Here is a 24,598-nt window from a genome sequence, read left to right as displayed (position 1 = left end):
ACAACGGCCTCCCGCCCCACACTCACATCGCCGACAGCGTCGCAAAGATCACGATCGCCAAAGCCGCGACGCCCATTGCGATCAGCAGCCCGCGCGGCAACCCCGATCGGTCCGCCACATTGCCCCGCTGCACAAATGCCAGCCGCACCGCGGCCGCGATGGTGGCCAGACCCAGCACGGCTCCAATCCCCTCCATGGTGGCCAGCGTGGCAGGCATCGGCACTGCCGACACCGGAAAAATACGCGTCAGATCCAGGCCATAGACCGCAACGTATGCAACGCCGGCCAGCGCCGGCATCGCCCCCGCATGCTGCGATCGGAAAACACGATATGCCAGGACCAGGCTGCCCAGGCCGAGCACGGTTAGAAAAACATTGAAAGCGCCGAGCGTCGCGACGCCATAGCCCGGAAAGCTGCGGGTTTCGACCAAACCGCCCGGAATCATCAGGGCAAGATTAACGGCGCTCAGAAAAAGCAGGGCTGCAAGGGTGCGGGCCAGAGTCATGCGCGTGTCTATCCAGGATATGCAAAAGGCGAAAGAGGCGTCATCGAATGCGCCAAGGCACGCGCCGGATGGACGCCCCCCCGCCATGAATTGATCAAAGCTTGCAATAGCTATTGTATTTTTCGACGAATCTTCCAGATAGGATGGGCAGAAAGTCGTCACGGTGCTTTTCGAAGGCTGAGTCCGTTCTGTACCTGGACATGTGTCTTTCAGAGGACCTGCTGAAGGGCATGCCCGAGGCCGTAGACCTTCCTGCGGTCGACATATGCCGTAAATGAAAAAGGCGCCGAAGCGCCTTTTTCATTTGCCGCTCGAGAAGCGAAGCGGGATCACTCCCACTCAATCGTCGCAGGCGGCTTGCTCGACACGTCATACACCACCCGGTTAATCCCCCGCACCTCATTAATAATCCGCGAGGAAACCCGAGCCAGCAACGGATGCGGCAGCGGCGCCCAATCCGCCGTCATGAAGTCAAACGTCTGCACAGCCCGCAGCGCCACGACATATTCGTAGGTGCGCCCATCCCCCATCACCCCCACCGATTTCACCGGCAGGAACACGGCAAAGGCTTGCGAGGTCAGCTCGTACCAGGTCAGGCCGCTGGCCTCGTCCTTGGTGTTGCGCAACTCTTCGATGAAGATCGCATCCGCGCGGCGCAGCAGCTCGGCGTATTCATGCTTGACTTCGCCCAGGATGCGCACGCCCAGGCCCGGGCCCGGGAACGGATGGCGGTAGACCATCTGCGGCGGCAGGCCCAGGGCCACGCCCAGTTCGCGGACTTCGTCCTTGAACAGTTCGCGCAGGGGTTCCAGCAGCTTCAGGTTCAGCGTATCCGGCAGGCCGCCGACGTTGTGGTGCGACTTGATCGAGGTGGCCTTGCCGGTCTTGGCGCCGGCCGATTCGATGACGTCGGGGTAGATGGTGCCCTGGGCCAGCCACTTGGCGCTCTTCTGCTTGCCGGCTTGTTCCTGGAACACTTCGACGAATTCGCGGCCGATGATCTTGCGCTTGGCTTCGGGGTCGGCCACGCCGGACAGCTTGCCCATGAACTGGGCGGTGGCGTCGACGTGGATGATCTTGACGCCCATGTTCTCGGCGAAGGTTTGCATGACCTGCTTGCCTTCGTCCAGGCGCAACAGGCCGTGGTCGACGAACACGCACGTCAATTGATCGCCGATGGCCTTGTGGATCAGGGCCGCGGCCACCGACGAGTCGACGCCGCCGGACAGGCCGAGGATGACTTCGTCTTCGCCAACCTGCTCGCGGATGCGGGCGACGGCTTCGGCGACGTAGTCGGGCATGTTCCAGTCGCCCTGGCATTCGCAGATCTCGTTGACGAAGCGGGCCAGCATGGCCTTGCCTTGCACGGTGTGCGTGACTTCGGGATGGAACTGCACGGCGTAGAAGCGGCGTTCTTCGTCGGCCATGCCGGCGATGGGGCAGGACGGCGTGGAGGCCATCAGCTTGAAGCCCGGCGGCAGCTCGGTGACCTTGTCACCGTGGCTCATCCAGACCTTGAGCATGCCGTGGCCTTCGTCCGTGGTGAAGTCTGCCAGGCCTTCCAGCAGCTTGGTGTGGCCGTGGGCGCGGACTTCGGCGTAGCCGAATTCGCGGTGGTCGGAGAAGCTGACCACGCCGCCCAACTGTTGCGCCATGGACTGCATGCCATAACAGATGCCCAGCACGGGCACGCCCAGCTCGAACACGGCGTGCGGCACGCGCATGGAGCCTTCTTCGTAGGCCGATGCGTGGCTGCCCGACAGGATGATGCCCTTCAGGCCCTGCGCCATCTGGTCGCGGATGAAGGCATCGTCGACGTCGCCCGGGTGCACTTCGGAGTAGACGCCGGCTTCGCGCACGCGACGGGCGATCAGTTGGGTGACTTGCGAACCGTAGTCGAGAATGAGGATGCGCTGGTGCATGGAGACTCTACCGGTAAGGAATGAAATCGCTGTAAATAAAACCGCACCGGCAGACCCGCTGACTGATTTTGCGGTTCTGCCGGTGCGTGATGCATGACATTGTAGTTGACTGTACGGGGATCAGTCGGCGCGGTAGTTGGGCGCTTCCTTGGTGATCTGTACGTCGTGCACGTGGGATTCGCGGACACCGGCGGAGGTGATTTCCACGAATTCGGCCTTGGTGCGCATGTCGTCGATGGTGGCGGCGCCGCAGTAGCCCATGGAGGCGCGGATGCCGCCGACCAGTTGGTAGATGATGGCCAGCACGCTGCCCTTGTAGGGGACGCGGCCTTCGATGCCTTCGGGGACCAGCTTGTCGGCGTTGTTGGCCGGGTCCTGGAAGTAGCGGTCGGCCGAGCCTTCCGTCATGGCGCCCAGGCTGCCCATGCCGCGGTACGACTTGTACGAACGGCCCTGGAACAGCACCACTTCGCCCGGCGCTTCTTCGGTGCCGGCGAACATGCCGCCCATCATGCAGGAGAACGCGCCGGCGGCCAGGGCCTTGGCGACGTCGCCCGAGTAGCGGATGCCGCCGTCGGCGATCAGCGGCACGCCCGTGCCTTCCAGCGCCTTGGCGACTTCGGAGATCGCGTGGATCTGCGGCACGCCGACGCCGGCGACGATACGGGTGGTGCAGATCGAGCCGGGGCCGATGCCGACCTTGACGCCGTCGGCGCCGTGCTCGACCAGCGCGCGCGCGGCGGCGGCGGTGGCGATGTTGCCGCCGATGACTTCGACCTTGGGGTAGTTCTGCTTGACCCAGCGCACGCCTTCCAGCACGCCCTTGGAGTGGCCGTGTGCGGTGTCGACGATCAGCACGTCGACGCCGGCGGCGACCAGCTTTTCAACGCGCTCTTCGGTGTTGCCACCGACGCCGACCGCGGCGCCGACGCGCAACTGGCCCTGGGCGTCCTTGCTGGCCAGCGGGTGCTCGGTGTTCTTGACGATGTCCTTGACGGTGGCCAGGCCGCGCAGCTCGAAACCGTCGTTGACGATGAGCACGCGTTCCAGGCGATGCTTGTGCATCAGGGCCTGCGCCTCGTCCAGCGTGGCGCCTTCCTTCATGGTGACCAGGCGTTCCTGCGGCGTCATGATGTTGCGCAGGGGCTGGTCCAGGTTCTCTTCGAAGCGCAGGTCGCGGTTGGTGACGATGCCGACCAGCTTGCGCCCTTCCACCACCGGCAGGCCCGAGATGCCATGCTGGCGCTGCAACGCAATGGCGTCGCGCACTTTCATCTGGGGGGTGACGGTGACCGGATCGATCACGATGCCGAATTCGTGGCGCTTGACGCGGGCGACTTCACGGGCCTGGGCGTCGGCGGACAGATTCTTGTGGATGATCCCGATGCCACCTTCCTGGGCCATGGCGATGGCCAGGCGGGATTCGGTGACGGTGTCCATGGCGGCGGACACAAGGGGGATGTTCAGGGAGATATTGCGGGTGAGGCGCGTGGCCAGGGAGGTGTCGCGCGGCAACACCTCGGAATACGCAGGCACCAACAACACATCGTCGAAGGTGAGCGCTTTGTGAACGAGACGCATGGGTAACTCCGGGCGCAAAGCAAGATTATACGCCGCTGGCGTGTTTTGACTAGGTGTTGACCCTAGGTAGAACGGGAATTTTTGCGACTTTTTTCAATAGGCGTTGCGACCTTGCATTATTTTTATCCGGGTTATATTGACAAGCGCTTTGGCAGCCCGCACAATGCCAGACATCAAATTTATCCGGGTAAATAAACCCTTCATGCCATGACCCAACCCCTCCTTTCCCATACCGCTTTCGAAGGCCACCGCCTGCTGGCGCGTGGCGCGCTCGCCGAGGTCGCCCTGGCGGTCAAGCAGGCCCAGGACGGGCACGCCAACCGTCATGGCGGCGGCGCGATCCTAGTGTTCGACGACCACACCGGCAAGCAGGTCGACCTGGACCTGCGCGGCGCCGACGCCGACATCCGCGCGCGCTATCAGGCGCCAATCGATGCCGCACCGGCGCCCGCCGAGGAAGCGGACAGCGCCGACGCCGCCCCGCGCGGGCGCGGACGGCCCAAGCTGGGCGTGGTGCCGCGCGAGGTGACGCTGCTGCCGCGCCACTGGGACTGGCTGGCGGCGCAGCCGGGCGGCGCGTCGGTGGCGCTGCGCAAGCTGGTGGAACAGGCGCGCCGCGACAACGAGGCGCGCGACCAGCGGCGCCAGCGGCAGGAAGCGGCGTACCACTTCATGTCGAGCATGGGCGGCAACCTGCCGGGCTTCGAGGAGGCCACGCGGGCGCTGTATGCCGATGATCGCGCCGGTTTCACGCGGCAGGTGGCCGCATGGCCGGCGGACGTGCGCGATTACGCCATGGCGCTGGCGTGGGCGGATGAGGAGGCCTGAGCGGCAGGCCGCGCCATCGCTGGGCGGGCGTCAGGCACCGTTCCCAATCGCGCGTCGCCGGCATCCGCCGCCCCAAGCAAGCGGCGTCCGCCGCTGGTAAGCTGTACGCCATGGATACGGATACCGCTCCCCGCAACTTCCTGCTGTACGACGGCGACTGCCCGTTCTGCACCAACTACGTGCGGATGGTGCAGTTGCGCAAGGCGGTCGGCCCGGTCGAATTGCTCGACATGCGCCAGCATCCCGACCTGGTGGCGCACTTCCGCGACCGCGGCTATGACCTGAACGACGGCATGCTGCTGCGGCTGGACGGGCATATCTACTGGGGCGCCGATTGCGTCAACCGGCTGGCGCTGATCAGCTCCGACAACGACCTGTTCAACCAGGTCAACGCCGCCATATTCCGCCGCCCGTGCCTGTCGGCGGCGCTGTACCCCTTCATGCGGCGTGGCCGCGCGCTGACGCTGGCGCTGCTGGGCAAGAAGAAGATGCCGGCCTGACGCTGGGTGGTGCAGACGCAGGAAACCCGCACCCTGCCGATGCAAGCCACCGCTCGAAGGCAACGACACGCCGGGCCGCGCCCCCGGCTGTCGCCCCCCTTCAGGGCGCGGGGGGCAGCACCTCGGCTACCTGCCGCAGGAACGCGGCCAGCGCCGGGTTGTCGTGCTGCGCATGCCAGGCCAGGTACATATCGGCATACAGGTCGCGCTGGCCCAGCGACCGGAACTCCACCCCTTCCAGGCGCAGCTCGCGCGCCGAATCCGGCACGATGCCCACGCCCAGCCCTGCCCGCACCAGCGCCAGCAGCGTATGCGTCTGGCTGGCGCGTTGCACGTAGTCGGGCTGCACGTCGGCCAGGCCGAACGCGCCGACGATGCGGTCATAGAAGTATTTGCCTTCGCGCGGCGAATACAGCACGAAGGGCTGGCCTTGCAGCAGCCGCAGCGGCACTACCTCGTACGCGCACAGCGGCGAGCCGGCGGGTAGCGCCAGCACCAGCGGTTCGCGCTCGATCAGGCGGGCCTCGATGCCCGCCTGCCGCGGCACGCTGCGCGCCAGGATCGCGTCCAGTTCGCGCGCCAGCAGCAGGCGCGACAGGTCGGTGCTGACGGTTTCACGCAACTGGATCTCCACGCCCGGCAGCCGCTTGCGCGCCCGCACGATGAGCGAGGGCATCAGCCGGTACGACGCCACCGCCGTGAAACCCAGGGTGATGTGGCCGGCGTCGCCGCCGGCGGTGCGGCGGGCGCTGGCGCTGGCGCGCGCCGAATACTCCAGCAGGTGGCGCGCGTCGCGCAGGAAGCGGCGGCCGGCGGCGCTCAGTTCGACCTGGCGGCTGCTGCGCTCGAACAGCGTCACGCCCAGGTCCTGCTCCAGCAACTGGATCTGGCGCGACAGCGGCGGCTGCGTCATGCACAGGCGCTGGGCGGCGCGGCCGAAGTGCAGTTCCTCGGCCACGGCGATGAAGCATTCGAGCTGGCGGAATTCCATCGATTCAATCCTTGAATTGATCAATGCTATTTATAGCTCGAATAGTCATCCATCGGCCGACGTTCCTATACTCGGCCGCAGCACCGGGGCGCGCGCTTTGCGCCCCGCGAAAGGAGTGCCATCGCAGCATCGACTTTCCGCGGCCCGCGCCGCTCACTACTACAAAGAGAAGACCATGGAGACAAGCAATTCCGCACGCCCGCGCCGCCGGTTCCTTGCCGCGGCCCTGGCCCTGGCCGCCTGTGGCGCCCTGCCCGCCGCGGCGCAGGCCGCGCCGTTCCCGGACCGCCCGATCAACCTGATCGTGCCGTTCTCGCCGGGCGGCGGCACCGACATTTCGGCGCGCCTGCTGGCGGCGGCGCTGGGCGACAAACTGGCGTCATCGGTGGTGGTGGACAACCGCCCCGGGGCCGGCGGGCAGATCGCCGCCGATCTGGTGGCGCGCGCCAACCCCGACGGCTACACGCTGCTGTTCGCCAACTCGGGCATGCTGGCGATCAATCCGTGGATCTACAAGCTGCATTCCGATCCGGCCACAGCGTTCGCGCCGGTGTCGCTGTTTTCGGACCTGCCATTCGTGCTGGTGGTGCCGACCAGCCTGCCCGCCAAGGACGTGAAGGACCTGGTGGCGCTGGCGCGGGCGCAACCCGGCAAGCACACGTTTGCCAGTTCGGGCACGGGCGGCGCGCCGCACCTGTCGGGCGAGATCTTCCAGCAGGCCACCGGCACCGACCTGATGCACGTGCCCTACAAGGGCGGCGGTCCGGCCATGACCGACCTGATGGCGGGCCGCGTCGACATGCTGTTCGCGTCGGTGCTGGAGACCATTCCATACGTTAACGCCGGCAAGCTGCGCGCGCTGGCGGTCACGGGCGCGACGCGTTCGCCCGCCCTGCCCGGCGTGCCGACCATCGACGAGGCCGGCGTCAAGAACGCGCAGACCGGTTCGTGGACGGCGGTGCTGGCGCCCGCGGGCACGCCGCAGGCGGTGATCGACAAGCTGTCGGCCGCGATCCGCGAAGTGGCCGCCGATCCGGCGATGAAGGCCAAGCTGGAATCGCAGGGCGCGGTGGCGCATGGGTCGACGCCGCAGGCGCTGCAAGCGCTGGCCGCCAGCGAGCGCGCGCGTTATGGGGAGATCATCAAGACACGCCACATCCAGACGCAGTGAATCCCCCGGGGCATGGGCGCGGAGCGGCGTATTCGTTCCCGGCTCCGGCGCCCTGTCCCGCCTTTTGCAAGGGCACCGAGCCGGCCGCCAGCGCGGTCGGTCCGCCGCCCGGCCTTTTTCTGTCGATCCGCCCACGGATCGCCGTGACAACCGTGACAACCTCCATGACCACGACTTCTTCCACGCCCATCGCCGACCTGTTGATGGTCGGCCCCTTGCTGCCCGAGCTGACCGCCGACCTGGAATCGCGCTACCGCGTGCACCGCTGGTGGCAAAGCCCTGACCCGGCCGCGCTGTTGCGCGAGCACGGCCCGGCGATCCGCGGCATCGCCACCAGCGGCCGCTTTGGCGCGTCGCGCGACCTGATCGACGCCCTGCCGGCGCTGGAAGGCGTGTTCAGTTTCGGGGTCGGCTACGACACCATCGACCTGGCGGCGGCGCGGGCGCGCGACGTGCGGGTCACCAATACGCCGGGCGTGCTCGACGCCTGCGTGGCCGACACCGCGCTGGCGCTGATGCTGGCGGCCTCGCGCCGCATCGCCGAAGCTGATCGTTTCGTGCGGGCCGGGCGCTGGCCGGACATGGGCTTCGGGCTGGGCACGCGCATGAGCGGCAAGCGGTGCGGCATTGTCGGGCTGGGCAATATCGGCATGCAGATCGCGCGCCGCGCCGAGGCCTTCGACATGCCCATCCTGTACACCAACCGCAAGCCGCGGCCGGATGCGCCCGCGCATTACCGCTATTGCCCGACCATCCAGGCGCTGGCGGCCGAGTGCGATTTCCTGGTGCTGGCGGTGCCGGGCGGCGGCGCCACGCGCCATCTGGTCGATGCAACAGTGCTGCGGGCATTGGGGCCGCGCGGCTGGCTGATCAATATCGCGCGCGGCACCGTGGTGGACGAAGCCGCGCTGGTGGCCGCGCTGCAGGCCGGCGCCATCGCCGGCGCGGGGCTCGATGTGTTCGAACACGAGCCCGCCACGCCAGCGGCGCTGAACACCATGGATAACGTGGTCATGCTGCCGCATATCGCCAGCGGCACGCACGAAACGCGGCGGGCGATGGCGGACCTGATGCTGGCCAACCTTGACGGCTGGTTCCGCGACGGCACCACGCTGACGCCGGTTGCGTGAGGGCGCGGCGCTGACGCGCCGGGCCCTGCCGGCGCCCCTTCAGCGCAGCGGCATCGCCAACGGCCGCGGCGGCGCGGCGTCACCGCCACGGATCTTCAGCGGCCCGCCGATCAAGGCGAAGGGAAGGTCTCGAAGGTTCAAGCGCAGGACGCGACCAGCCGGGCGCCAGGATCAGGAAAAACCCGGAGAGTGGCCGATTCCTGTCCATTGTGCGGACATCACCCCTGGCAGAATATCGCATATCTGATAAATTTCTCACCGCACTGGCTCGTGCCGGCGAGCTTTTGTGCTTGTTGTTGTATGTTTTTTTCCGGCCTTCGGGCCGGATTTTTTTTTGCTTGCGCGATAGTGCATCCGCGCCGCCGCCGGGCGATCACCACCCCGGGCCGGCAACCACCTGCCTACACGCCTCATCGGCCGGCATCACCCGCCAACCCACGCCTTATTCGTCGATGCGGATCGACAGGCCATTGCCATCGGCCACGATCGACCGCACCCGCACGTTCCAGCCGGCATTGACCGCCTCTTCCTGGTCGTCGAACACGCCGTACTCGGTGACGGTGACCGCGCCGCGCAAGGTGCGGCCATCGCCCGCCGGCCCATGGGCCTCGATCACCGGCAGATAGCCGTCCTGTATTTGCACCGCGCCGCGCGTGATCTGAAAGCCGTTGATGTTTTCCACGAGTCGTCCCTGGCTATGGAGACGCACATGGGTAGCGCGTTGGCCGCCGTGTCCGCGCCGAAACGCCCGCCCGCTCAGTCTTGCCCCGCGTCGCCGGCCCGCAATTGCGTGCGCAGACTGGCGATGAAAGCCTTGGCGGCTTCGGGCAGTACCCGGCCGGCCAGGGTCTGGACCTCGAAGTGGCGTTCATTCATTTCGCGATCGCGCAGCGGCACCGCTACCACCTGCCCGCCGTGCAACCGGTAACGGATCGCCAGTTCGCCGCAAAAAGCCACGCCACCGCCCGCCCCCGCGAACGCCACCAGCGCATCGACGCTGCGGCTGGAAAACACCGGTTCGCATTGCAGTTGCTGGCGGCTGCAACTGATGTCGATCAATTGCCGCAAGGTGGAATCGGCATCGGGCAGCGCCAGCGGATAGGCCATCAACTGCGCCAGCGACACCTCGGCCTGGTGCGCCAGCGGATGGCCGGCGGCCACCACCGCGCGCACCGGCGCCGGCATGCGCAGTTCCACCCGCACATCGCGATGCGACGTCAGGCTGAGGGTGATGCCGACATCGGCGGCGCCATCGCGCACCCGGGCCGGCACCTCGCGCTGCGAACACACGTCCAGCGTGAAGCGGATGCCGGCATATTGCTCGCGGAACTGCGCGATCGCGGCGGGCACCACGTCATGCACGAAGCCTTCGGTGCAGACGACCCGCACCAGGCCCTGGCGCAGGCCGCGCAGCCCCAGGATATCGCCGGCGACGCGGTCCACATCCTGCTGCGCGCGGCGGGCGTGGGCAGCCAGCAGCTCGCCGGCGGCGTTCAGCGCCATGCCGCGCGAACGGCGCTCGAACAGCAGTGTGCCCAGTTCGCGTTCGAGCCGGGCGATCTGGCGGCTGACCGCGGACGGCGCCACTTCCAGCTTGTCCGCGGCCACGCTGACCGAGCCGCAGCGCGCCACTTCCAGGAAGTAGCGCACGGCCACTTCCTGCAGGATTTGCGGGTTCATCGGGTTTCCCCTTGGTTTGCGCAAAACGCAATGAATGATTCTATCAATTCATATTGCAGCAATGCTAAGGCCCCGCCTAGGATGTGACCGTTAGATGACGTTTTTCCTTGCAACCACGGCATGATCCCGTCCCACGCTTCCGTTTCGTCCTTGTCCCTGCCGGCGCTGCGCGCCGCGCGCCCCGTACTCTGGACCCGCCCCGACCGGGGCGCGCCCGCCGCCGGCGCGCCCTTCACGCTGGCCGACGTGCAGGCCGCGCACGACCGTTTCAGCCGCTTCGCGCCCTTGTTGGCGCAATTGTTCCCGGAACTGCAGGCCACCGGCGGCGTGATCGAATCGCCCCTGCGCGCGGCCCCCGCGATGCAGGCGGCGCTGGGCCTGCCGGCCACGGCCGGACGCCTCTGGCTCAAGGCCGATCACGCCCTGCCGGTGGCCGGCTCGATCAAGGCCCGCGGCGGCATTCACGAAGTGCTGGAGTTCACCGAAAAGCTGGCACTGGCGCAGGGCCTGATCACGCCCGGCGATGACTACCGCAAGCTCGCCGCGCCCGCCGCCCGCGCCTGTTTCGCGCAATACCAGGTGGCGGTGGGTTCGACCGGCAACCTGGGGCTGTCCATCGGCGTGATCGCGTCGGCGCTGGGGTTCCGCGCCGCCGTGCACATGTCGGCCGACGCCAAGGAATGGAAGAAGGCGCGCCTGCGCGCCCGCGGGGTCGAGGTGGTTGAGCATCCCGGCGACTATGAAAAGGCCGTGGCCGCCGGCCGCCGCCAGGTCGAAGCCGACGCCCACGGCTATTTCGTCGACGACGAACGCTCGGCCTCGCTGTTCCTGGGCTACGCGGCCGCGGCCCTGCGGCTGCGCGAGCAGATCGCGCAGGCCGGTATCGTGGTCGACGCCGAACATCCGCTGTTCGTCTACCTGCCTTGCGGCGTGGGCGGCGCGCCGGGCGGCATCGCCTTCGGCCTGTCGCTGCTGTACGGCGCGCATGCGCATTGCTTCTTCGCCGAACCGGTGCAATCGCCCTGCTTCCTGCTGCGCATGATGGCCGGCCACGGTCAATTGCCGGGCGTGCCGGTGCCGCCGTCGGTCTACGACATCGGCCTGACCAACCAGACCGAGGCCGACGGCCTGGCCGTGCCGCGCGCGTCCGACCTGGCGCATGCCGCCGTGGGCCACTTGCTGGCGGGGGTCTACACGGTGGCAGACGACACGCTCTACGGCGACCTGGCCCGCCTGCACGACAGCGAAGGCCTGCGCATCGAGCCATCGGCGGCGGCCGGATTTTCCGGGCCGCGCCATCTGCTGGGCAGCGTCGCCGGCCAGCAGTGGCTGCGCGCGCGCGGCCTGCTGCCGCATCTGCCGCGCGCCACGCACCTGGCCTGGACCACCGGCGGGCTGTATGTGCCGGCCGAAGAGTACGACCGTTTTCTGAGCCGCGGGCAACGACTCGCGGCCACCCATCAGGCGCCGACCGATGCGCCTTTCCTCCACCATCCCTCTTGACGAGCATGACCATGAAGACTGCCTTGATCGCCCTTGGTGTCACCCTGGCGGGCGCCCTCGCCGCCTCTGCCCCGGCCAGCGCCCAGTCCGGCTACCCGACCCGTCCCGTTACCCTGGTGGTGCCATACCCGCCCGGCGGCGCCACCGATGTGCTCGGCCGCGTCATCGCGCAAAAACTTGGCCAGGAACTGGGCCAGACCGTCGTGGTGGAAAACCGCGCGGGCGCCGGCACCGCGATCGGCGCCGGCTATGTCGCCAAGGCCGCGCCCGACGGCTATACCCTGCTGGTCAGTTCCGGCACCACCTTCACGGTCAACCCCGCGATCCAGGCCAAGCTGCCCTACGATCCGATCAAGAGCTTCGAGCCGATCGGCATCGCCGGCCGTACCGGGCTGGCGCTGCTGGCCAACCCGCAAGTGCCGGTCAAGAACCTGAAGGAACTGGTGGCCTACGCCAAGGCGCGCGACAAGGAACCGCCGGCCTATGGCTCGTTTGGCGCCGGCACCACCGCGCATTTCGTGGGCGAGGCCTTCCTGGCCGCCGCCGGCATCAAGATGATCCACGTGCCCTACAAGGGCAGCGCGCCAGCCATGACCGACCTGATCGGCGGCCAGATTCCGTTCTCGGTCGACACGGTGGCCGCCGCGCTGCCGCAGAGCAAGCAGGGCAAGGTGCGGGTGCTGGCGGTATCCGCGCCGGCCCGCTCGGCTTTCCTGCCGGACGTGCCGACGTTCGCGGAACAGGGCTATCCGTCGGTGGCCATGGACACCTGGCTGATGTTCGCCGCGCCGCGCGGCCTGCCCGCCGACGTCAAGACCAAGCTCGAAACCGCCTTGCGCGCCACGGTCGAATCGCCCGACGTGCGCAAGAGCCTGGAAGCGCAGGGCTTCGAGGCGGCCTTCTCCAGCGCGGCCGAGGGCGAGGCGCTGATCCAGAAGGAATTGCCGCAGATGCGCGAGGTCGCGCAGCGCGCCAACATCAAGATTGACTGAAGCAAAGGAACCCTCATGACCCTGGATGATTCCCTGGTCTCGCTGTCGGCGGTGGAACTGCGGCGCCTGATCGGTGCGCGCCAGCTCTCGCCGGTGGAACTGCTGGAGGCGTGCATCGCGCGCATCGAGGCGGTCAACCCCTACATCAACGCCGTCACCGCCACCGCCTTCGAACGGGCCCGCGCCGAAGCGCGCGCCGCCGAACAGGCGGTGATGGCCGGCGATGCGCTCGGCCTGCTGCACGGCCTGCCGCTGGGCGTGAAAGACCTGGAACCCACCGCCGGCCTGCTCACCACCTTTGGTTCGCCGATCTACCGCGACCACGTGCCGGCCGAGGACGTGACGCTGGTGGCGCGCCTGCGCCGCGCCGGCGCCATCGTGGCGGCCAAGACCAACGTGCCGGAAATGGGCGCGGGCGCCAATTCGCGCAACACGGTGTGGGGCGCCACCGGCAATCCCTTCAATCCGAATCTGAACGCCGGCGGTTCCTCGGGCGGCTCGGCCGCGGCGCTGGCCAGCGACCTGTTCCCGCTGTGTACTGGATCGGACACTGGCGGCTCGCTGCGCATCCCCGCCGCCAAGTGCGGCGTGGTCGGCTTCCGGCCGTCACCGGGCGTGGTGCCGAGCGTGCGCAAGCCGCTGGGCTGGACGCCGATCTCGGTGGTCGGCCCGATGGGCCGCACGGTGGCCGACGCCTGCCTGCAGATGGCCGCCAGCGCCGGCCCGGACGCCGGCGACCCGCTGAGCTATCCGCTCGATCCGCTGCAGTTCCTGGCGCCAGGCAACGCCGACCTGGGCCGCCTGCGCGTCGCCTATACCGAAGACTTCGGGCTGTGCGACGTGGACGACGGCATCCGCGCCACCTTCCGCGCCAAGATCGCCGCCATGCGCCACCTGTTCGCGGCCTGCGATCCCATCGAGATCGACTTCGGCGAGGCCCACCGCTGCTTCGACGTGCTGCGCGCCGAAGCCTTCGTGGCCGGCATGCGCGAGGCGTACGAGAAGGACCCTGCCAGCCTCGGCCCCAACCCCCGCGCCAATTTCGAGATGGGCGCGGCCATGAGTCTGAAGGACTGCGCCTGGGCCCAGGCCGAGCAGACGCGGTTGATCAAGCGCTTCCAGCGTGCCTTCGACGACTACGACCTGATCCTGTCGCCGACCACGCCGGTCTCGCCGTTTCCGTGGACGCAGTTGTATGCGGAGGCCATCAACGGCAAGCGGCAGGAGAACTATTACCGCTGGCTGGCGCTGACGTATGTGATCACGCTGACCACGCATCCGGCGTTGACGCTGCCTTGCGGACGCGATCACAAGGGGATGCCGTTCGGGCTGCAGATCGTGGGGCGCTTCCGCGGGGATCGCGAGGTGCTGGCGGCGGCGCAGGGGATGGAGTCTGCGTTTGCCGGCAATGAGGAACTGCGGCGGCCGCGGCCGGATCTGGCGGGGTTGAAGGCAGCGGAGCCGGCGTTGACGTCGATTGTGACGGCGCCGCCGGGCGGTGCGCAGGCGACCACGCAGGCCAGCGTCTCGGCGGTGTAGACGCGGCCAGCGCGATGTGTTGCGCGCCGCGCTTGGGCTGCTGCGAGCCGACACCACCGGGGCAACGCTGGCCAGCGGCCCTGGGCGGCACGCAGCAGTGGACGGTACCGATGACGCCGCCGAGTCCATTGTTCGCAGGCGGCGAAGAGGATGACATACCACGGACACCGCAAGCACGAACCGTGCGAAGTACAATGTCTCTGAATTGGCGAGGCAAGAAGCCAAATTGGCGAGACAAGAATCATGACAGACGGGGTGAGACCTGAAGAGGCTATCACTGCCGAAGTGGCGGTGCAGTTGGCGAAGAACTGGGCACGTGCGCATCACGCGGATGCAAAGCGAAGCGCGAGGTTTGCGCTTGAATGGTGTCGAGAACGCAAGCCTGAGGACAGACAAGGCGAAGTGCTGCTCCGAGATCTCGCCTTTTTTTTCCAGGCAGCTTCCCATGATACCGCCTACTGGCGTTCGATCGGAGAATTCACCGAAGAAGCCACTGGCGCTTGGGGGGTCCAGGCGCTAAAAGCACTTGCGGGCTTGAATCTGGTCGGTCTTGGCACGGCCATATTCCTACTTGCCGCGCGCGACAGCGTGGCCTTCACGATGGGCGCCGCAGGCGCTTGCGCGTTGTTTCTGGCCGGGCTGCTACTGGCCTGTCCTGCTCTCCGATTTATCAACATCTCCCGCGCCACGGCCAACGCGGCTTCCGCCGCGCACAGCCGCGAAGCTGCCGCCGCATCCACCTGGGAACAACTGCGCAGGGCCAACGACGGCAACCCCGATGTCGGCCGCAGGGAACGTAAAATCGCGACGCGCCTCGCTGTCGTCATGGCCATCACCGCCTTGGGGGGCTGTGCCCTGCTCATCGCAACGGTTTGGTTCTAGCGCCGCGTGGTTCTTCCTATCGCGCGCATTGAATGCGCGGACTGAATCGCCCCGGGATTTGCTGAGGTTCCTATTCTTGAGAGACTGCGAGCCATGAGCAAAAAACAACGCGAACAAGTTTTCCCCTGAAGCGCGCGGTGCGCCTGGTGCAGGAATCACGCAGCGAGTACCCGCGCGGTGAGTGGCGGTCGAGTCAATCGCGCCCAAGATCGGCGGCTCGGCTCAGACGCTGCTGACCTGGGCCAAGCGCCACGAGGCCGATTGATGCGGCCGGCCGTCCAGAGGATCGGGTCAACCGGCAGTTCCGGGCCGAGCGGCCGAACCAGTTGTGGGTCTCGGACTTCGCCTACGTCTCGACATGGCAAAGCTGGCTGTATGTGGCCTTCGTGGTCGACGGCTACGCCCGGCGCAATGTCGGCTGGCGCGTGAGCAAATCCATGCGACGGACTTCGTGATTGATGCGCCGGGGCAGGCCCTATACGCCCGCCAGCCTGGCAACATCAGCAGGCGCTGTGGCCCGTCCCCTTGGAGACTTCTTCCATGCTCGCCGCCCTCATAAGGTTCCTGGAAGAACTGATCGACGTATTCAATTGCGGAAACACGATCAGCAGGCAGTCTGCGGTCGCCCAAAACCAAAGGGCCGAATCCCCTGTTTCAAAGGATTCGGCCCCACTTGCTAGGTGCCAACTCGCTTGCCTTCAGGCAAGCCAGCCAGTTCTTAAATCGGTTTGATCATTGTCGCCTGAGGACCTTTTTGTCCTTGGCCGGCGACGAAAGACACACGCTGGTTCTCTTCCAGAGATTTGTGCCCGCTACCCTGAATCTCAGAGTAATGAGCGAAGAGGTCCTTCCCGCCCAGCTCCGGCATGATAAAGCCGAAGCCCTTGTCGTTGTTGAACCACTTCACAATACCAGTTTCAATCTTCAATGTAAGTCCTAGATTTTCCAGGGAAAAGTATCCCCAGGGCCACTATGGGCCATTGGCAGCCACAAAGATATGTCTGTTTCAAAATGACACATACACCAGCAGTGCCTCGGACCGCAATCTAAAGGCCCTCCGGCAGCCCCCGCCACCCATCAAGCGACCACCGCGCATCCGCGCAGATCCCCTAGAGGGAATCCCGCAAGTGGTTGAAATAACTGACAGTCATGAAAGGGCATAAGGAAATCCCGATTAGGGAATTTGCTTATGCCCTTTAATTATTTGTACGGCGCATACTCGATACGTAAGAATTCGTCCTTGGCATAAAGCAAGAAAGATGGAACTTCGTCAACTCGAGGCCTTCGCGGCCGTCATGTCCACGGGCAGCGTCACCGCTGCCGGGCGTCTGCTTGGCCGCTCGCAGCCCGCGATCAGCCGGCTGCTGCAGGAGCTGGAAGCCGAGATCGGCTATGCCCTGTTCGCCCGCAGCGGGCCGCGCGTGACGCCGACCGAGCAGGGTTTCCTGCTGTACGACGATGTCGAGCGCGCCCTGTCCGGCCTGCGCCAGATCCGTGAAAGGGCCGAAGAGATCGCCCGTGGCCAGGCGCAACCGCTGCTGCTGGCGGCCACCTCGGCGCTGGCCGCCGGGCTGGTGCCGGACGCGCTCAAGCGCATCGAGCCGCACGCCAACCTCGCCCCCCGCATCGAACTGCGCAGCGCCTCGCCCGAGCGCGTGGTGCACGCCGTGCTGAGCGGCGCGGCGCAACTGGGCGCGACCAGCCTGCCGCTGGAGCATCGCGGCCTGACCGTGCACTGGATCGGCCAGGCGCCCTGTGTGGTGGCGCTGCCCGAAAACGATCCGGCCGCGCGCCATGAGGTGGTGCCGGTGGCCGAGCTGGCCGGGCGCCGCGTCATCACCATGGCCAATCCCTACCGCCTGCGCCGCCGGCTGGACGCGGCGCTGGGACATGCCGCCGGCGCCATCGAAACCAATTCGTCCGTCAACGCCCTGGCCGCCGTGCGCGCGGGCCTGGGCGTGTCGGTGCTGGAACCCATTACCGCCTACGGCGCGCCGATGGCGGGCGTGGTGATCCGCCCGATCGACCTGGACATCCCCTTTTTCTTCGGGGTCATCACCTCGCAGTCGCAGGCCCTGACGCCGGCCTGCCAGGCCATGGCCGATGCGCTGGCGCAGGCCGCCGCGCAACTGCTGCCCGGCTTCGTGCTGCACGACGCCTGCCAGCACGGCGCGCTGCTGCAGTCGATCTACGGCGATGACACCCCTCTTACGGATACCCCCGCATGAACCAACCCCTCGCTCCCGCCCCGCAAGGCCTGGCCGCGCTGGAAGCGCGCCTGCGCCAGGACCTGTCCTGGCTGGAAATTCCCGCCAAGCCCTGGGTCACGCCGCGCCTGGTGGACGGCCAGCCGGTGCTGGACGTGGCCATCATCGGCGGCGGCATGGCCGGCCTGGCCGCGGCCGCGTCGCTGACGCACCTGGGCATCGTTGCGCCGATCTTCGACCAGTCGCCCGAAGGCTATGAAGGGCCGTGGGCCACCACCGCGCGCATGGAAACGTTGCGCTCGCCCAAGCAGTTGACGGGTCCGGCGCTGGGCCTGCCGGCGCTGACCTTCCGCGCCTGGTTCGAGGCGCAGTTCGGCGCCGAGGCCTGGGACGCGCTGGACAAGATTCCGCGCCTGCAATGGATGGACTACCTGCGCTGGTACCGCCGCGTGCTGAACCTGGACGTGCGCAACCAGCACCGCGTGCTGGCCGTGCTGCCGCGCGCCGACCGGCTGGTGCAACTGGAGATCGAAGCGCCCGCCGGCCGCCAGACCGTGCTGGCGCGCCGCGTGGTGCTGGCCACCGGCCGCGACGGCCTGGGCGGCGCCTACGTGCCGGACTTCGCGCGCAAGCTGCCGCGCGACCGCTGGGCGCATTCCTCGGACGTGCTGGACTACGCCACCCTGGCCGGCAAGCGCGTCGGCGTGGTGGGCGCGGGCGCGTCGGCCATGGACAGCGCCGCCACCGCGCTGGAAGCGGGCGCGGCCAGCGTCGACCTGCTGATCCGCCGCGACGACATTCCCCGCATCAACAAGGGCAAGGGCGCCGGCAACCCCGGCCTGACCCACGGCCACCTGAACCTGCCCGACGACTGGAAGTGGAAGATCCGCCACTACATCAACGCCGCCCAGGTGCCGCCGCCGCGCGGCAGCACGCTGCGCGTGTCGCGCCACCCGAACGCCCGCTTCAACCTGGGCTGCGGCGTGCAGGACCTGGCGCTGGTCGATGACGAAATCCGCGTCACCACGCCCAAGGGCATCTTCACGCTGGACTTCCTGGTGTTCTCCACGGGTTTCCGCATCGACTGGACCGTGCGGCCGGAATTCGCCGCGCTGGCGCCGCACGTGCGCGCCTGGGGCGACCGCTACACCCCGCCCGCCGGCGAGGAAGATCAGGAGCTGCATGACTCGCCCGACCTGGGCGCGGCCTTCGAATTGCAGGAAAAAACCCCGGGCGCCTGTCCCGGCCTGGACCGGGTGCACTGCTTCTCGTACCCGGCCGCGCTGACGCACGGCACCGTGTCGGGCGACATCCCCGCCATCAGCGAAGGCGCCAAGCGCCTGGCGCAGGGCATCGCGGGCCTCTTCTACCGCGAGGACGTGGCGACGCACTACGCCAATATGGAAGCGTTCTCGGAACCCGAGGTGTTCGGCGACGAATGGACGCCGGCCCCGGCGCCCGGCGCGGCCCGGCAGGCGGAGACCGCGCAATGACCGGCTGGCTGCTCCGCCGCGTGGCGCAAGCCGCGGTGGTCGTGTTCCTGATGACGTTGATCGTCTTCGTCGGGCTGCACGCCATCGGCAACCCGGTCGACATCCTGATCGGCCAGGACGTCGACCAGGTCGACCGCGCCCGCATCATCGCCGAACTGGGGCTGGACAAGCCCCTGTGGCAACAGTACCTGGGCTTTCTGAACGGGGCGCTGCACGGCAACCTGGGCAACAGCTTTGTCTACAACATCCCCGCCGTGGAACTGGTGATCCAGCGCCTGCCGGCGACCCTGGAGCTGGCCATCGCCGCGCTGCTGCTGGCGGTGATCATCGGGCTGCCGCTGGGCCTGCTGGCCGGGCTGTATCCGGACAGCCGCTTCTCCAAGCTGGTGATGGCGGGCAGCATCGTCGGCTTTTCGTTGCCGACGTTCTGGGTCGCGCTGATGCTGATCATGACCTTCAGCGTGTCGCTGGGCTGGCTGCCGGCCAGCGGCCGCGGCCAGACGGTGGAATTCCTGGGCTTCCAGTGGTCGTGGCTGACGGCCGACGGCTGGCGCCACCTGATCCTGCCGGCGCTGAACCTGTCGCTGTTCAAGATCTCGCTGGTGATCCGCCTGACCCGCGCCGGCGTGCGCGACGTGATGCCGCTGGACTTCGTCAAGTTCGCCCGCGCCAAGGGCCTGTCGCCGTTCCGGGTGGTCTGTGTGCACGTGCTGCGCAACACCATGATCCCGCTGGTGACGGTGCTGGGCCTGGAGCTGGGCTCGACCATCGCCTTCGCCGTCATCACCGAAAGCATCTTCGCCTGGCCCGGCGCCGGCAAGCTGATCCTGGACAGCCTGAACGCGCTGGACCGCCCGGTGATCGTGGCCTACCTGATCGTGGTGGTGTGCCTGTTCGTGACGCTCAACCTGATCGTCGACATCCTGTACAAAGTGCTGGACCCGCGGGTACGGCTGGAGGCCGCGGCATGAGCGCGCCGAACACTTCCCGGGCAGACGCCATGCAAACCGCCACCCCCGCCGCGCCCGCGCTCAAGCGCGAATCGCCCTGGCGCCGCAACCTGCTGGAATTCCTGTCGTCCAAGACGGCGGTGTTCGGCCTGGTGATCGCCACCCTGCTGATCCTGGCCGCCATCCTGGCGCCGTGGATCTCGCCGCAGAACCCCTACGACCTGCTGCAGATCGACGTGCTGGACGCGCGCCTGGCGCCGGGCACGATGAACGGGCTGGACACCTTCCACTACTGGCTCGGCACCGACGGCCAGGGCCGCGACCTGCTGTCGGGCATCCTGTACGGCCTGCGCATCAGCCTGATGGTGGGCGTGGGCTCGGCGCTGATCGCCGGCATCATCGGCACGCTGCTGGGCCTGCTGGCGGCGTATGCCGGCGGCAAGGTCGACGCGCTGATCATGCGGCTGGTCGACCTGATCCTGTCGTTCCCGTCGATCCTGGTGGCCATGATGATCCTGGCCTACCTGGGCAAGGGCGTGGGCAACGTGGTGCTGACGCTGGTGATCCTGGAATGGGCCTACTACGCCCGCACCGCGCGCGGCCAGGCCCTGGTCGAACGCCGCCGCGAGTACGTCGAGGCGGCGCGCTGCCTGGACATCCCCAACTGGCGGATCATGCTCAAGCACATCCTGCCCAACTGCCTGCCGCCGCTGATCGTCATCGGCACCCTGCAGATCGCGCGCGCCATCACGCTCGAAGCCACGCTGAGCTTCCTGGGCCTGGGCGTGCCCGTGACCGAACCGTCGCTGGGGCTGCTGATCTCCAACGGTTTCCAATACATGCTGTCCGGCGAATACTGGATCAGCTTCTACCCCGGCATCGCGCTGCTGATCACCATCGTCGCCATCAACCTGGTGGGAGACCGCCTGCGCGACGTGCTGAACCCGAGGACCCACAAATGAGCGCCGCCCGTCCCGTCGCGGCGCCGGCCGCCGCCAACGTGCCGACCCTGGAAGTGCGCAACCTGCGCACCCACTTCTTCACCCGCGCCGGCACCCTGCCCGCCGTGGACGACGTGTCGTTCACGCTGGAGCGCGGCAAGATCCTGGGCCTGGTCGGCGAGTCCGGCTCGGGCAAATCCGTCACCGGCTTTTCCATCATGGGCCTGGTGGACGCCCCCGGCCGCGTGGTCGGCGGCCAGGTGCTGTTCCAGGGCCGCGACCTGACCAAGCTGGCCCCCCGCGAGCTGCGCAAGCTGCAGGGCAACCGCATCGCCATGATCTTCCAGGATCCGATGATGACGTTGAACCCGGTGTTGCGGGTCGACGTGCAGATGATCGAAACGGTGCGCGCCCACAACAACATGAGCAAGGCGCAGGCCCGCGAGCTGGCCCGCGACACGCTCGGCATGATGGGCATTCCCAGCCCGGAGGAACGGCTGCTGGCGTATCCGCACCAGTTGTCCGGCGGCATGCGCCAGCGCGTGGCGATCGCCATCGCCATGCTGCACCGGCCCGACCTGATCATCGCCGACGAGCCGACCACGGCGCTGGACGTCACCATCCAGGCGCAGATCCTGTCCGAAGTGCAGAAGCTGGCGCAGCAGCACGGCACCAGCCTCATCTGGATCACCCATGACCTGTCGGTGGTGGCGGGCCTGGCCGACGAGGTGGCGGTGATGTACGCCGGCCGCATCGTCGAACACGGCAAGGTCGACGACGTGCTCGACCGTCCGCAGCATCCCTACACGGTGGGCCTGATCGACAGCCTGCCCAGCAACAACCAGCGCGGCCAACGCCTGCGCCAGATTCCCGGCATGACACCCAACCTGCTCACCCTGCCCGTCGGCTGTGCCTTCGCGGCGCGCTGTGCGCGCGCCACGGCGCAATGCGGCCAGCAGCCCGCCATCACCGACGTGCTGCCCGGCCACCAGGTGCGCTGCTTTCATCCGTCGCGCCAACCGGGCGAGGTGACGGCATGAGCCAGACGACGATCCCGGACATCCTCAACGGCGCCAACACGGCATTGCCCGTGGGCGACGGCGCGCAAACCGCCTCCCGTCCCGCGCTCGACGCCCAGGCAGACGACGCCGCCCCGCGCACGGCGGGCAACGCCACGCCCCTCATCGACCTGCGCCAGGTCAGCAAGCGCTTTGGCGAACGCCCCGTCGGCGCCGCCGGCCGCGCCTTGCAGCGCCTGGGCCTGTCCAAGCCGCCCGCCATCACCCGCGCCGTCGATCAGGTGGATCTGCTGGTGCGCCCCGGCGAAGTGGTCGGCCTGGTCGGCGAGTCCGGCTGCGGCAAGTCCACGCTGGGCCGCATCGCGGCCGGCCTGCTGACGCCGTCCGGCGGCGAGGTGCTGATCAACGGCCAGCGCCCGGCCGACATGACGCCGGCCCAGGCCCACGCCGCGCGCCTGAAGGTGCAGATGATCTTCCAGGACCCATACGCGAGCCTGAACCCGCGCCTGCGCGTGGACGAGATTGTCGGCGAGGCCGCGCGCATCCACGGCCTGGTCGGCAACGGCGACTTCGACGACTACGTCAGCGCCCAGTTGCAACGCGCCGGCCTCGACCCGGCCCTGCGCCAGCGCTACCCGCACCAGTTCAGCGGCGGCCAGCGCCAGCGCATCGGCATCGCCCGCGCCCTGGCGGTGCAGCCGTCGATGCTGGTGTGCGACGAGGCCGTGGCCGCGCTGGACGTGTCGATCCAGGCGCAGATCCTGAATCTGTTCATGGACCTGCGCGAACAGCTCAACCTGACGTACCTGTTCATCAGCCATGACCTGGGCGTGGTCGAGCACCTGTCGGACCGCGTGGTCATCATGTACCTGGGCCGCGTGGTCGAAACCGCGCCGGTCGAGGAAGTGTTCGGCCGCCCCAACCATCCCTACACCCAGGCGCTGCTGGCCGAGATCCCAAACCTGAAATCGCGCCACAAGACCTTCACCGCCATCAAGGGAGAGATTCCCAGCCCACTCAACCCGCCCGGCGGCTGCCACTTCCACCCGCGCTGTCCGCATGCGATGGCGCGCTGCAAAACCGAGGTTCCCACCCTGAAGGGAATCGCCATCAACCACCTGAGCGCCTGTCACCTGAACGACATGGCCTGAAAGAAGTTCCCCCTCACCAAGGACCCCGAACATGAAACGCCTGATTCTCTCGACCCTCACCGCCGCCATCCTCGGCGCCTCCGCCGCCGCCGCGGCCGACAATCTGGCGATCGGCTTTGCCGACCCGCTGTCTTCGCTCGACCCGCAACTGAACAACCACGCCGGCGACCGTTCGGTCGACCTGCACTTCTGGGACCTGCTGGTCGAGAACAAGTGGAACAAGCTGCAGCCCGGTCTGGCGGTGAGCTGGAAGCCGCTGGACAGCACCACCTGGGAATTCAAGCTGCGCGAAGGCGTCAAGTGGCAGGACGGCGTGCCTTTCACGGCCGATGACTTGATCTATTCATACACCCGCGCCCGCGCCGTGCCCGGCAGCGTCGCCACCTTCGCCGGCTACCTGCGCACCATCGAGTCGATGAGCGCCAAGGACCCGCTGACCCTGATCGTCAAGACCCGCGCCCCGAACCCCGACCTGCCGCTGAACCTGGCGTCGGTGCACATCGTCAGCAAGCACGTCGGCGAAAAGTCCACCACCGAAGACTACAACTCGGGCAAGGCCATGATCGGCACCGGCCCCTACAAGTTCGTGTCGTACACCCCCGGCGACCGCGTCATCATGGAACGCAACGACGGCTACTGGGGCGATAAGGCCACCTGGGACAAGGTCAATTACCGCTACATCAACAACGCCGCCGCCCGCACCGCCGCGCTGCTGGCCGGCGACGTCGACGTGATCGACAAGGTGTCGGTGTCCGACCTGGCCAAGCTGCAGAAGTCGCCCGGCATTTCCGTCTTCCCCTATGACGGCCTGCGCGTCATGCTGCTGCAACCCAGCTTCAACCCCGCGCCCAACCAGTACATCACCGACAACAACGGCAAGCCGCTGGACAAGAACCCGCTGCTGGACGTGCGCGTGCGCCAGGCGCTGAACCTGGCCATCAACCGCAAGGCCATCGCCGACCGCATCCTGCAGGGCGCCGCCACCGAAGCCAACCAGTGGATGCCCAAGGGCACCTTCGGCTACAACCCCGAGGTCAAGGACATCCCCAACGACGTCGCCCAGGCCAAGAAGCTGCTGGCTGAAGCCGGCTACCCCGAGGGCTTCAAGCTGACCATGCACGTGCCCAACGACCGCTACCCGCAAGGCCCGGAAACGGCCCAGGCGGTGGCGCAGTTCTGGACCCGCATCGGCGTCAAGACGCAGGTGGAAGTGGTGCCGTGGGCCGTTTACTCGGGCCGCGCCAACAAGAACGAATTCGCGGTCAGCATGCTGGCCTGGGGCAACGGCACGGGCGAAGCCAGCTACGCGCTGGTCAACATCCTGGCCACCGTCGACGCCAAGAAGGGCTTGGGCGCCTCCAACTGGGGCCACTACAGCAACGCCAAGGTCGACGCCGCGCTGGACCAGTCCACCTCGGAATTCGACGTGGCCAAGCGCGAAGCCATCCTGCGCGACGCCGTCAAGATGGTGTCCGACGACGTCGGCATCATCCCGCTGTTCCACTACAAGAACATCTGGGCCGCCAAGAAGGGCCTGAAGGTCACCCCCATGACCAGCGACCGCACCGCCGCCATGATGGTCACCAAGGACTCGGGCAAGTAAGGCGCGCATC

22 protein-coding genes and 1 pseudogene are annotated in these 24,598 nt (G+C 67.5%); 16 read left to right on the top strand and 7 right to left on the bottom strand.

The genetic code is table 11. The features are described 5' to 3' along the window. Positions 1-22 precede the first annotated feature (22 nt). The 3 genes from AC6LKG_RS05470 to guaB all read right to left on the bottom strand — a co-directional run bounded on the left by AC6LKG_RS05470 (position 23) and on the right by guaB (position 4,008). On the bottom strand, positions 23-505 hold the full coding sequence (locus tag AC6LKG_RS05470; protein WP_498163328.1) for a DUF8051 family protein: 483 nt from the start codon (positions 503-505) through the stop codon (positions 23-25). A gap of 329 nt (positions 506-834) precedes the next feature. Then, entirely contained in the window at positions 835-2,427 is a 1,593-nt protein-coding gene (gene guaA, locus AC6LKG_RS05465; RefSeq protein WP_498163326.1) for a glutamine-hydrolyzing GMP synthase, read from the bottom strand. A 120-nt stretch (positions 2,428-2,547) separates the two neighbouring features. Next, complete coding sequence (gene guaB / locus AC6LKG_RS05460) at positions 2,548-4,008, bottom strand: IMP dehydrogenase (protein WP_175135329.1); 1,461 nt, start codon at positions 4,006-4,008, stop codon at positions 2,548-2,550. A gap of 207 nt (positions 4,009-4,215) precedes the next feature. Here guaB and AC6LKG_RS05455 point away from each other — a divergent pair, with 207 nt between their 5' ends. Both AC6LKG_RS05455 and AC6LKG_RS05450 read left to right on the top strand, forming a co-directional pair. Next, complete coding sequence (locus AC6LKG_RS05455) at positions 4,216-4,836, top strand: DUF2239 family protein (RefSeq protein ID WP_498163325.1); 621 nt, start codon at positions 4,216-4,218, stop codon at positions 4,834-4,836. A gap of 110 nt (positions 4,837-4,946) precedes the next feature. Continuing rightward, positions 4,947-5,336 carry a DCC1-like thiol-disulfide oxidoreductase family protein gene (locus tag AC6LKG_RS05450; RefSeq protein WP_498163323.1) on the top strand — a complete coding sequence of 130 codons (390 nt, stop codon included), beginning with the start codon at positions 4,947-4,949 and terminating at the stop codon, positions 5,334-5,336. A gap of 100 nt (positions 5,337-5,436) precedes the next feature. Here the strand turns inward: AC6LKG_RS05450 and AC6LKG_RS05445 are convergent, their stop codons facing one another. Continuing rightward, positions 5,437-6,327 (bottom strand): LysR family transcriptional regulator, encoded by an 891-nt coding sequence (locus tag AC6LKG_RS05445; RefSeq protein WP_498163322.1) that lies wholly within the window; start codon positions 6,325-6,327, stop codon positions 5,437-5,439. Between the two features lie 175 nt (positions 6,328-6,502). Between AC6LKG_RS05445 and AC6LKG_RS05440 the strand changes: the two genes are divergently transcribed. Then, positions 6,503-7,498 (top strand): Bug family tripartite tricarboxylate transporter substrate binding protein, encoded by a 996-nt coding sequence (locus tag AC6LKG_RS05440; RefSeq protein WP_498163321.1) that lies wholly within the window; start codon positions 6,503-6,505, stop codon positions 7,496-7,498. Positions 7,499-7,662: 164 nt separating this feature from the next. Continuing rightward, entirely contained in the window at positions 7,663-8,628 is a 966-nt protein-coding gene (locus AC6LKG_RS05435; RefSeq protein ID WP_498163319.1) for a 2-hydroxyacid dehydrogenase, read from the top strand. A gap of 442 nt (positions 8,629-9,070) precedes the next feature. On the opposite strand, the gene AC6LKG_RS05430 is transcribed toward AC6LKG_RS05435, so the two are convergent. Together AC6LKG_RS05430 and AC6LKG_RS05425 are read right to left on the bottom strand one after the other, a co-directional pair. Beyond that, positions 9,071-9,310, bottom strand: a complete 240-nt coding sequence (locus AC6LKG_RS05430; RefSeq protein ID WP_498163318.1) for a hypothetical protein — start codon at positions 9,308-9,310, stop codon at positions 9,071-9,073. 74 nt (positions 9,311-9,384) lie between these two features. Next, on the bottom strand, positions 9,385-10,308 hold the full coding sequence (locus AC6LKG_RS05425) for a LysR family transcriptional regulator (RefSeq protein WP_498163317.1): 924 nt from the start codon (positions 10,306-10,308) through the stop codon (positions 9,385-9,387). A 120-nt stretch (positions 10,309-10,428) separates the two neighbouring features. Here AC6LKG_RS05425 and dsdA point away from each other — a divergent pair, with 120 nt between their 5' ends. From dsdA to AC6LKG_RS05400, 5 genes and pseudogenes are all read left to right on the top strand, one after another. Further along, complete coding sequence (gene dsdA / locus AC6LKG_RS05420; protein WP_498163315.1) at positions 10,429-11,811, top strand: D-serine ammonia-lyase; 1,383 nt, start codon at positions 10,429-10,431, stop codon at positions 11,809-11,811. A 5-nt stretch (positions 11,812-11,816) separates the two neighbouring features. Beyond that, positions 11,817-12,803: a Bug family tripartite tricarboxylate transporter substrate binding protein gene (locus AC6LKG_RS05415; protein WP_498163313.1), complete on the top strand. Its 987-nt coding sequence runs from the start codon at positions 11,817-11,819 to the stop codon at positions 12,801-12,803. A gap of 15 nt (positions 12,804-12,818) precedes the next feature. Next, entirely contained in the window at positions 12,819-14,342 is a 1,524-nt protein-coding gene (locus AC6LKG_RS05410; protein WP_498163311.1) for an amidase, read from the top strand. Between the two features lie 243 nt (positions 14,343-14,585). Next, positions 14,586-15,224 (top strand): hypothetical protein, encoded by a 639-nt coding sequence (locus tag AC6LKG_RS05405; RefSeq protein WP_498163309.1) that lies wholly within the window; start codon positions 14,586-14,588, stop codon positions 15,222-15,224. Between the two features lie 269 nt (positions 15,225-15,493). After that, positions 15,494-15,717, top strand: a pseudogene (locus AC6LKG_RS05400) (DDE-type integrase/transposase/recombinase); the annotation flags it as partial. 225 nt (positions 15,718-15,942) lie between these two features. On the opposite strand, the gene AC6LKG_RS05395 reads toward AC6LKG_RS05400, so the two are convergent. Further along, positions 15,943-16,152: a cold-shock protein gene (locus AC6LKG_RS05395; RefSeq protein WP_056323411.1), complete on the bottom strand. Its 210-nt coding sequence runs from the start codon at positions 16,150-16,152 to the stop codon at positions 15,943-15,945. A gap of 331 nt (positions 16,153-16,483) precedes the next feature. Between AC6LKG_RS05395 and AC6LKG_RS05390 the strand changes: the two genes are divergently transcribed. Genes AC6LKG_RS05390 through AC6LKG_RS05360 form a run of 7 tightly spaced genes read left to right on the top strand, consistent with a single transcriptional unit; the run spans position 16,484 to position 24,588 of the window. Continuing rightward, on the top strand, positions 16,484-17,452 hold the full coding sequence (locus AC6LKG_RS05390; protein WP_498163307.1) for a LysR family transcriptional regulator: 969 nt from the start codon (positions 16,484-16,486) through the stop codon (positions 17,450-17,452). Further along, positions 17,449-18,924 carry a SidA/IucD/PvdA family monooxygenase gene (locus AC6LKG_RS05385; protein ID WP_498163306.1) on the top strand — a complete coding sequence of 492 codons (1,476 nt, stop codon included), beginning with the start codon at positions 17,449-17,451 and terminating at the stop codon, positions 18,922-18,924. The genes AC6LKG_RS05390 and AC6LKG_RS05385 overlap by 4 nt, the downstream gene beginning before the upstream one ends. Further along, a complete protein-coding gene (locus AC6LKG_RS05380; RefSeq protein WP_049077724.1) occupies positions 18,921-19,895 on the top strand; it encodes an ABC transporter permease in 975 nt (324 codons plus the stop codon). The genes AC6LKG_RS05385 and AC6LKG_RS05380 overlap by 4 nt, the downstream gene beginning before the upstream one ends. 29 nt (positions 19,896-19,924) lie before the next feature. Further along, positions 19,925-20,836 (top strand): ABC transporter permease, encoded by a 912-nt coding sequence (locus AC6LKG_RS05375; protein ID WP_498163304.1) that lies wholly within the window; start codon positions 19,925-19,927, stop codon positions 20,834-20,836. Then, on the top strand, positions 20,833-21,855 hold the full coding sequence (locus AC6LKG_RS05370; protein ID WP_498163302.1) for an ABC transporter ATP-binding protein: 1,023 nt from the start codon (positions 20,833-20,835) through the stop codon (positions 21,853-21,855). Before AC6LKG_RS05375 ends, AC6LKG_RS05370 begins: the two co-directional genes overlap by 4 nt. Then, positions 21,852-22,985 carry an ABC transporter ATP-binding protein gene (locus AC6LKG_RS05365; protein WP_498163300.1) on the top strand — a complete coding sequence of 378 codons (1,134 nt, stop codon included), beginning with the start codon at positions 21,852-21,854 and terminating at the stop codon, positions 22,983-22,985. Before AC6LKG_RS05370 ends, AC6LKG_RS05365 begins: the two co-directional genes overlap by 4 nt. 31 nt (positions 22,986-23,016) lie before the next feature. After that, positions 23,017-24,588 (top strand): ABC transporter substrate-binding protein, encoded by a 1,572-nt coding sequence (locus AC6LKG_RS05360; protein WP_498163298.1) that lies wholly within the window; start codon positions 23,017-23,019, stop codon positions 24,586-24,588. Positions 24,589-24,598 lie beyond the last annotated feature (10 nt).

The sequence above is a fragment of the Achromobacter sp. 46006 genome (assembly GCF_059761975.1).
Note: the sequence above shows the minus strand (reverse complement) of the source record. Positions and strands in the feature narration are given on the sequence as shown.

Excerpts from the sequence above, each read along its gene's own strand:
- AC6LKG_RS05470 (WP_498163328.1), bottom strand. The coding sequence starts at position 505 with ATGACTCTGGCCCGCACCCTTGCAGCCCTGCTTTTTCTGAGCGCCGTT.
- guaA (WP_498163326.1), bottom strand. The coding sequence starts at position 2,427 with ATGCACCAGCGCATCCTCATTCTCGACTACGGTTCGCAAGTCACCCAA.
- guaB (WP_175135329.1), bottom strand. The coding sequence starts at position 4,008 with ATGCGTCTCGTTCACAAAGCGCTCACCTTCGACGATGTGTTGTTGGTG.
- AC6LKG_RS05455 (WP_498163325.1), top strand. The coding sequence starts at position 4,216 with ATGACCCAACCCCTCCTTTCCCATACCGCTTTCGAAGGCCACCGCCTG.
- AC6LKG_RS05450 (WP_498163323.1), top strand. The coding sequence starts at position 4,947 with ATGGATACGGATACCGCTCCCCGCAACTTCCTGCTGTACGACGGCGAC.
- AC6LKG_RS05445 (WP_498163322.1), bottom strand. The coding sequence starts at position 6,327 with ATGGAATTCCGCCAGCTCGAATGCTTCATCGCCGTGGCCGAGGAACTG.
- AC6LKG_RS05440 (WP_498163321.1), top strand. The coding sequence starts at position 6,503 with ATGGAGACAAGCAATTCCGCACGCCCGCGCCGCCGGTTCCTTGCCGCG.
- AC6LKG_RS05435 (WP_498163319.1), top strand. The coding sequence starts at position 7,663 with ATGACCACGACTTCTTCCACGCCCATCGCCGACCTGTTGATGGTCGGC.
- AC6LKG_RS05425 (WP_498163317.1), bottom strand. The coding sequence starts at position 10,308 with ATGAACCCGCAAATCCTGCAGGAAGTGGCCGTGCGCTACTTCCTGGAA.
- dsdA (WP_498163315.1), top strand. The coding sequence starts at position 10,429 with ATGATCCCGTCCCACGCTTCCGTTTCGTCCTTGTCCCTGCCGGCGCTG.
- AC6LKG_RS05415 (WP_498163313.1), top strand. The coding sequence starts at position 11,817 with ATGACCATGAAGACTGCCTTGATCGCCCTTGGTGTCACCCTGGCGGGC.
- AC6LKG_RS05410 (WP_498163311.1), top strand. The coding sequence starts at position 12,819 with ATGACCCTGGATGATTCCCTGGTCTCGCTGTCGGCGGTGGAACTGCGG.
- AC6LKG_RS05405 (WP_498163309.1), top strand. The coding sequence starts at position 14,586 with ATGACAGACGGGGTGAGACCTGAAGAGGCTATCACTGCCGAAGTGGCG.
- AC6LKG_RS05390 (WP_498163307.1), top strand. The coding sequence starts at position 16,484 with ATGGAACTTCGTCAACTCGAGGCCTTCGCGGCCGTCATGTCCACGGGC.
- AC6LKG_RS05385 (WP_498163306.1), top strand. The coding sequence starts at position 17,449 with ATGAACCAACCCCTCGCTCCCGCCCCGCAAGGCCTGGCCGCGCTGGAA.
- AC6LKG_RS05380 (WP_049077724.1), top strand. The coding sequence starts at position 18,921 with ATGACCGGCTGGCTGCTCCGCCGCGTGGCGCAAGCCGCGGTGGTCGTG.
- AC6LKG_RS05375 (WP_498163304.1), top strand. The coding sequence starts at position 19,925 with ATGCAAACCGCCACCCCCGCCGCGCCCGCGCTCAAGCGCGAATCGCCC.
- AC6LKG_RS05370 (WP_498163302.1), top strand. The coding sequence starts at position 20,833 with ATGAGCGCCGCCCGTCCCGTCGCGGCGCCGGCCGCCGCCAACGTGCCG.
- AC6LKG_RS05365 (WP_498163300.1), top strand. The coding sequence starts at position 21,852 with ATGAGCCAGACGACGATCCCGGACATCCTCAACGGCGCCAACACGGCA.
- AC6LKG_RS05360 (WP_498163298.1), top strand. The coding sequence starts at position 23,017 with ATGAAACGCCTGATTCTCTCGACCCTCACCGCCGCCATCCTCGGCGCC.